This is a genomic window from Streptomyces sp. NPDC091371 (assembly GCF_040684275.1).
Lineage (GTDB): Bacteria > Actinomycetota > Actinomycetes > Streptomycetales > Streptomycetaceae > Streptomyces.
Genome location: NZ_JBFBFP010000030.1, coordinates 89,121 through 96,257 on the forward strand (window position 1 = coordinate 89,121; position 7,137 = coordinate 96,257).

6 protein-coding genes are annotated in these 7,137 nt (G+C 71.7%); 4 read left to right on the forward strand and 2 right to left on the reverse strand.

Going from position 1 to position 7,137, the window contains the following annotated elements:
• Nucleotides 1-50: 50 nt before the first annotated feature.
• Nucleotides 51-851: a crotonase/enoyl-CoA hydratase family protein gene (locus AB0O21_RS27445; RefSeq protein WP_365175221.1), complete on the reverse strand. Its 801-nt coding sequence runs from the start codon at nucleotides 849-851 to the stop codon at nucleotides 51-53.
• Nucleotides 852-1,017: 166 nt separating this feature from the next.
• Here AB0O21_RS27445 and AB0O21_RS27450 point away from each other — a divergent pair, with 166 nt between their 5' ends.
• The gene (locus AB0O21_RS27450) at nucleotides 1,018-2,649 is read left to right on the forward strand and encodes an acyl-CoA synthetase (protein ID WP_365175223.1); all 1,632 of its coding nucleotides are present in this window, start codon (nucleotides 1,018-1,020) and stop codon (nucleotides 2,647-2,649) included.
• Nucleotides 2,650-2,821: 172 nt separating this feature from the next.
• Here AB0O21_RS27450 and AB0O21_RS27455 read toward each other — a convergent pair whose 3' ends face one another.
• Entirely contained in the window at nucleotides 2,822-3,673 is an 852-nt protein-coding gene (locus AB0O21_RS27455; RefSeq protein WP_365175225.1) for an alpha/beta hydrolase, read from the reverse strand.
• Between the two features lie 107 nt (nucleotides 3,674-3,780).
• Here AB0O21_RS27455 and paaK point away from each other — a divergent pair, with 107 nt between their 5' ends.
• The 3 genes from paaK (at nucleotide 3,781) to AB0O21_RS27470 (ending at nucleotide 6,985) form a co-directional block, all read left to right on the forward strand.
• A complete protein-coding gene (gene paaK / locus AB0O21_RS27460; RefSeq protein ID WP_365175227.1) occupies nucleotides 3,781-5,088 on the forward strand; it encodes a phenylacetate--CoA ligase PaaK in 1,308 nt (435 codons plus the stop codon).
• A gap of 92 nt (nucleotides 5,089-5,180) precedes the next feature.
• Nucleotides 5,181-6,035 (forward strand): YhjD/YihY/BrkB family envelope integrity protein, encoded by an 855-nt coding sequence (locus AB0O21_RS27465; RefSeq protein WP_365175229.1) that lies wholly within the window; start codon nucleotides 5,181-5,183, stop codon nucleotides 6,033-6,035.
• A 68-nt stretch (nucleotides 6,036-6,103) separates the two neighbouring features.
• Nucleotides 6,104-6,985, forward strand: coding sequence for an oxidoreductase (locus AB0O21_RS27470; RefSeq protein WP_365175231.1), 882 nt, complete (start codon nucleotides 6,104-6,106; stop codon nucleotides 6,983-6,985).
• The last annotated feature ends 152 nt before the right edge of the window (nucleotides 6,986-7,137 follow it).

Sequence of the window (7,137 nt, forward strand, 5' to 3'; positions counted from 1 at the left end):
GCGCCCCGGCAGCGGCGCCGCACCCGGCAGCGAACGGATCTGGTGGCGGGCTACTCCCGCCGGTACAGCGCGGGCCGCTTCTCCGCGAAGGCGCGCGCCCCTTCCTTCGCGTCCGCCGTATCGAAGATCGGCCACCCCCGCAGCAGTTCCGCGGCCAGGCCCTCCGTCTCCGTCAGCTCGGCGGCCTCGTAGACGGAGGCCTTCACGGCTTCCACCGCCAGCGGCCCGCACGCGTTGATCTGCTCCGCGGTCGCCAGCGCGGCCTCCAGCGCCGTCCCCTTCGGGACCACCCGCCCGACCAGCCCGATCGCGGCCGCCTCCTCGGCGGAGTACGGCCGCCCGGTCAGCAGCATCTCCAGGGCGTGCGTGCGCGGGATCTGGCGCGGCAGCCGCACCGTGGAACCGCCGATCGGGAAGAGGCCCCGCTTGACCTCGAACAGTCCGAACGTGGCCCCCTCCCCCGCCACCCGGATGTCCGTGCCCTGCAGGATCTCCGTCCCGCCGGCCACGCAGTACCCCTCGACGGCCGCGATGACGGGCTTGCGCGGCCGGTGGTGGCGCAGCATCGCCTTCCAGTGCAGGTCGGGGTCGGCCTTGAGGCGGTCCCGGTACTGGTCGCCCGCCATGCCCTTCCCGGCGAGCGCCTTGAGGTCCATGCCGGCGCAGAAGTCCCCGCCCGCGCCGGTCAGCACCACCGAGCGGATCTCGTCGTCCGCGTCCGCCTGCAGCCAGCCGTCGTACAGGCCCACCAGCAGCGGCAGCGAGAGCGCGTTCTTCGCCTCGGGCCTGTTCATGGTCAGCACCAGCGTGGCACCGTGGCGCTCCACGGTCAGGTGTTCCGTCCCACCCATTGCCGTCCTCCCGTCTCAAGACCTAGAACAGGTTGCAGTAGGGGCGGGTGCAGTTCAATAGTTTTCTGACACCCAGTCAGATTTCTTGCGCGACGCCCTTCCCAGTTCCCTTCAGCGGCGCTCTAATGACCGCCGAGCAGACCAGCCATGCGCGTCAGGAGGAACGGTGGAGTACAACCTTGCCGACCTGTTCGAGTCGGTCGTGGACGTGGTCCCGGACCGCGAGGCCCTCGTGTACGTGGACCACCCCGGTACCGGCGCGGAGCGCCGGCTGACGTACGCCGAGCTCGACGCGGCGGCGAACCGGATCGCGCACCACCTGCTCGACAGCGGGCTGAAGGCCGGCGAGCACCTGGGCCTGCACCTCTACAACGGCGTCGAGTACCTCCAGACGGTGCTGGCCTGCCTCAAGGCCCGCCTCGTACCGGTGAACGTGAACTACCGGTACGTGGAGGAGGAGCTGGTCTACCTCTACAACGACGCCGATCTCGCGGCGCTCGTCTTCGAGGGCGAGTTCACCGAGCGGGTCGCGGCCGCGCTCCCGCAGACCACGAAGCTCCGCCACCTGATCCGGGTCGGCGCCACCCCCGAGGGAGCGCCGGAGCCCTCGATCGCACCGATCGCGTACGAGGACGCCGAGGCGGCCGGCTCGTCCGAGCGCGGCTTCCCGCCGCGCAGCCCCGACGACCTGTTCATCATCTACACCGGCGGCACCACGGGCATGCCCAAGGGCGTGATGTGGCGGGCCGAGGACCTCTTCTTCGCGGGCCTCTTCGGCGGCGAGCCGTCGGGCGAACCGGTGAAGCGGCCCGAGGAGCTGGCCGAGCGGGTCGCGGCGCGCGGCGCCGGACTCACCTTCTTCCCCGCGCCGCCGCTGATGCACGGCACTTCCACCCTGACCTCGTTCGTCGCCTTCAACTACGGCCAGCGGATCGTCATCCACCGCAAGTACGCGCCGGAGGAAGTGCTCCGTACGATCGAGAAGGAGAAGGTCTCCAGCGTCTCGCTGGTCGGCGACGCGATGCTGAGGCCGCTCATCGACGCGCTGAACGGCCCGCTGAAGGGCACGGACCTCTCCTCCCTCTTCAGCGTCTCGTCGTCCGGCGCGATCATGTCGGAGACGGTGAAGGCGGAGTTCCAGCGGCTCGTGCCGAACGTGCTGCTCCTGAACAACTTCGGGTCCTCCGAATCCGGCTCCAACGGCCGGGCGACGGACGACTCCAGCCCCGAGAAGGGCTTCCGCCTGGAGGTCAACGACCGCACGCAGGTGGTGGACCCGGTCACCCACGAACCGGTGCCGGTGGGGGTGCCGGGACGCCTCGCGCAGCGCGGCTACGTACCGCTCGGCTACTACAACGACCCGGCCAAGACCGCCGAGACCTTCTTCCAGAAGGGCGACGAGCGCTGGGTGCTGCTGGGCGACATGGCGACGGTCGACGAGAACGGGATCGTCACGGTGCTCGGCCGCGGCTCGCAGTGCATCAACACGGGCGGCGAGAAGGTGTATCCGGAGGAGGTCGAGCAGGCCCTGAAGTCCCACCCGGACGTGTACGACGCCCTGGTCGCGGGCGTCGCGGACCCGACGTGGGGCAGCCACGTGGCGGCGGTGGTCCAGATCCGCCCGGGCGCCCCGGAGCCGACGCTGGACGAGATCCAGTCCCACTGCCGCACGAAGCTGGCGGGGTACAAGATCCCCCGCCAGCTGGTGATCGCCCCGGCCATCCAGCGCTCCCCGAGCGGCAAGGCGGACTACCGCTGGGCGAAGGCGATCGCCACGGAGGCGGACACGTCGGGCTGACCGCCGACAGCGGTGCCGCACGGGCCACCTAGGCCGGGCAAACCCAGCCCCGCCGGCGTTTGAGGCGCGGGGTCCGGGGCGGCGCCCCGGGGAACGGTGGAAGGGCGGGGCGGGGAGCTGCTCCGCGCAGCGGCACCCGCACCCGCACCCCCGCCCGCCCCCACCCCCCGGGTCAGCGGCCGGAGGCCAGGAAGCGTTCCACCCGGGCCGAGAACCACACCGCGTCGTCCAGCCACGGGAAGTGCCCCGCTCCGGCCTGGACCTCCACCGCACCCCGCGGGAACAGCTCCGCGAGCTGCCCCGCCAGGGCCGGGCAAGGGTTCCCGTCCAGCTCGCCGGCGAGCACCAGCACCTCCCCGGCAACCCGCCGGAGCCCGGCCCGGGTGGCCGGCGGGTCGAAGGCGCCCGGGCCCGCGTAGGCCGTCGACGCCTTCTCGTTCTGCTCGTGCGCGTTCGCGGCGCAGTGCGCCCGGGCCGCGTCGTCCCAGCGCCCGTAGAACAGCGGGGCCGCCAGGTCCCACGCCTCGTCGCTGTCGACGCCGCCCCCGAGGATCCCCTCGTACGCCTCGATCGCCGTGTCGTACGGCTCGGTTCCCGCCCGCAGCCGGGCCGCCGTCAGCCTCTGCTCCGCGGTGACGGGGAGGTCCACGGCCCAGGCGGTGGGGGTCACCAGAACCATCCGCCGCACCCGGTCGGGATGCGCGGCCGCGTACAGCTGGGCGAGGTTGCCGCCCGCGGAGTGGGCCAGGAGGTCCATGCGGTCCAGCCCCAGGTGGACCCGCAGCGCCTCGACGTCGGCGACCTGGTGGTCGACCCGGTACGTCGACTCGTCCGCCGGTATCGCCGAGTCGCCCGTACCCCGCAGGTCGAGCAGGATCAGCCGGCGCCCCGCGGCCAGTCCGCCGAGGTCGCCCAGGTAGACCGAGGCCCGCATGGCACCGCCCGGGAGGCAGACCAGCGGCTCGCCCTCCCCCCGCACGTGGTAGGCGAGTTCGGTTCCGTCATAGGTGGTGAAGGTAGGCATGCGGACCATCACAACAGACGATCACTCGTTCGAGTCATTGATTTACCCCGTGGGGACCTGGCAATCTACCGAATGATCGTTCGGTTGGCTCAGGATGAGGTGACGACATGGCGGTGCAGGCGGATCTCCACGACGAAGGCGAGCGGCTCGGCCGTGACGAGCTGGCCTCCCTCCAGCTGAGCCGGCTGCGCGCGACGCTGCTCCGCGCGTACGAGCAGGTGCCGTTCTACCGCCAGTCCTTCGACAAGGCGGGCATACACCCGCAGGACTGCCGCTCCCTCGCCGATCTGGCCCTGTTCCCCTTCACCACCAAGACCGACCTCCGCGACCAGTACCCCTTCGGGATGTTCGCCGTACCGCGCTCCGAGGTGCGCCGCATCCACGCCTCCAGCGGCACCACCGGACGCCCCACCGTGGTCGGGTACACCGACGCCGACCTCTCCACCTGGGCCGACGTGGTGGCCCGGTCCATACGGGCGGCGGGCGGCCGGCCCGGCCAGATGGTGCACATCGCCTACGGCTACGGACTGTTCACCGGCGGCCTCGGCGCGCACTACGGGGCCGAGCGCCTCGGCTGTACGGTCGTGCCCGCGTCGGGCGGGATGACGGACCGCCAGGTCCGGCTCATCGAGGACTTCCGACCGGAGGTCATCATGGTGACTCCCTCCTACATGCTGACCCTGCTGGACGAGATGGAGCGTCAGGGCATCGATCCGCGCGCCACCTCCCTGCGGACCGGCATCTTCGGCGCGGAACCGTGGACCGAGGAGATGCGCCGGGAGATCGAGGAGCGGCTCGGCATCGACGCGGTGGACATCTACGGACTGTCCGAGGCCATCGGCCCGGGCGTGGCGCAGGAGTGCGTGGAGACGAAGGACGGGCTCCACGTATGGGAGGACCACTTCTATCCCGAGGTGGTCGATCCCCTGACGGGCGAGGTGCTGCCGGACGGGGAGCCGGGCGAGCTGGTCTTCACCTCCCTCACCAAGGAGGCCATGCCCGTCATCCGCTACCGCACCCGGGACCTGACGCGGCTGCTGCCCGGCACGGCCCGCCCCGCCTTCCGCCGGATGGAGAAGGTCACGGGCCGCAGCGACGACATGATCATCCTGCGCGGGGTGAACATGTATCCGACCCAGGTGGAGGAGATCCTCCTGCGCACGGCCGGACTGGCCCCGCACTTCCAGCTGCGGCTGACCAGGGAAGGCCGGCTGGACGCGCTGACCGTGCGGGTGGAGGCCCGCCGGGAGACGGAGGCGGCCAGGCGGGAGGCCGCGGCCGCCGAGGTGGTCCGCGCCGTCAAGGAGGGGATCGGGGTCTCGGTCCGGGTCGAGGTGGTCGACCCGGAGACGTTGGAGCGGTCGGTGGGGAAGATCAAGCGGATGGTGGACCTGCGGGGCACCGGGGAGGGGTGAGAGAGGCCCACGGGCGGGCGAAACCACCCCTTCGGGCTTATTTCGGGCCCGCTTCCGGGAGCAGGGTTGTCCGGGCGGGTAGGGCATGAGGCGTGACCTCGATCCTCCGGCAGCTCCACGACCGGCTCCAGGGCTCCCCTGCCGGACTGGCGTGGAGCCGTGGCCGGGAGATGGAGCTGATGCACCGGGCGATGGGCTTCGCGGCCCTCGGCTTCCTCACCCTGGTGCCGCTGCTGATCGTCGTGGCGGCCGCGGCGCCGGGCAGCGGTTCGGGCTTCGGCCGCTGGCTCGGCCAGGCTCTCGGGGTGACGGAGTCCTCCCGGGCCCGGGTCGAGATGCTCTTCGGCGCGGCGGACCTGGCGCTGGAGCGGACCACCGCCTTCGGTCTGGCGGCGCTGGCGGTCTTCGGGCTGACCTTCGGCTCGGCCGTGCAGACCGGCTACGAGAAGGTCTGGGACCTGCCGACAGCCCGCTGGCACACCATGTGGCGGCACGTCGTCTGGCTCGCCCTGCTGGTCTGCTACCTCGCCCTGCTGGTGGAGATCCCCGCACCCTCGAACGACGCCTTCGGCACGATCTTCGGCACCGTGGGCGATCTGATCGGCACCTGCCTGTTCTTCCTCGGATCGCAGCGGCTGCTGCTCTGCGGCCGGGTCCGCTGGCGGGCGCTCGTGCCGGGTGCGCTGGCGACCAGCCTCGGCCTGCTGGGGTTGCGGATCTTCTCGCAGCTGATGTTCTCCCCGCTGATCGCGTCGAACGCCGTGACCTACGGCCCCTTCGGCACCCTGTTGGTCGTCCAGTCCTGGCTGGTCGGCGTCGGCTTCGTGGTCTACGGCGGGGCGCTCGTCGGCCGGCTCGTCCACGAGGACATGACCCTGCGCCGCCTGCGAAAGAACGGAACCTTCCCTTCAGATGGACATCATCCCCATGATCCGAGAATGGGCTGACCGGGCGACCAGGCCGGTGCCAGGATGAGTGCGCGCACCATCGACAGCGTTCATTCACAGGGGAATTGATGACAACGCAGCATGGATTGAGTGAAGCGGCCGGCCGGGTCTGGCTGATCACCGGGGCGTCCTCCGGCTTCGGCAGGACCCTCACGGAAGCCGCGCTCGCGGCCGGGGACACCGTCGTCGCGGCAGCCCGCCGCCCCCAGTCGCTCGACGCGCTGGCAGCCGACCACCCTGAGCGGCTGGTACCGCTCGCCATGGACGTGACGGACATCGCGCGCGCCGAGGAGGTCGTGGCGGAGGTCGTGGACCGTTTCGGCCGGATCGACGTCCTCGTCAACAACGCGGGACGGGGTCTGCTCGGCGCCGTGGAGGAGACCACGGACCGCGAGCTCCGCGAACTCATGGAGCTGCACTTCTTCGGTCCCGCGGCCCTCACCCGCGCCGCGCTGCCGCACATGCGGGCCCGCAAGTCGGGCGCCATCGTGCAGATGAGCAGCATGGGCGGGCGGCTCGCCTTCTCCGGCGTCGGCGCCTACTGCGCGACGAAGTTCGCCCTGGAGGGCCTGACCGAGGCGCTCGCGAACGAGGTCGCCGGCTTCGGCATCAAGGCGCTGATCGTGGAGCCCGGTTCCTTCCGCACGGGCTTCGCGGGCGGGGACGCACTGGCCCACACCGCGGTCCTGCCCGCCTACGAGGAGTCGGTCGGCCCGGTGCGCCAGGGCATGCCGGCCACCGACGGCCACCAGCCCGGCGACCCGGTCAAGGCGGCCGCCGCGATCCTCACCGCGCTGGACGCCGAGAACACCCCGCTGCGGCTCGTCCTGGGCAACGACGCGCTCGACTTCATCACGGCCCACGCGGAGGCCGCGCGCGCGGAGGCCCGTACGTGGGAAGCCGTCAGCCGGGGCACGGACTTCGACGACCTGGCGCCCGCGGCGCAGTAGCCCGGGCCGGCGGCCGGGGCGGCGCATCAGCACGCCCCGGCCGCCGGGACCGCAGCGCGGTCTAGTGCTGTGACCGGCAAGGTTCACCGGGTCACGGCGCCCGGCACGGCACCTCGCTGCGTTGTCGGACCGCGCAAGTACGTCCAGTACGA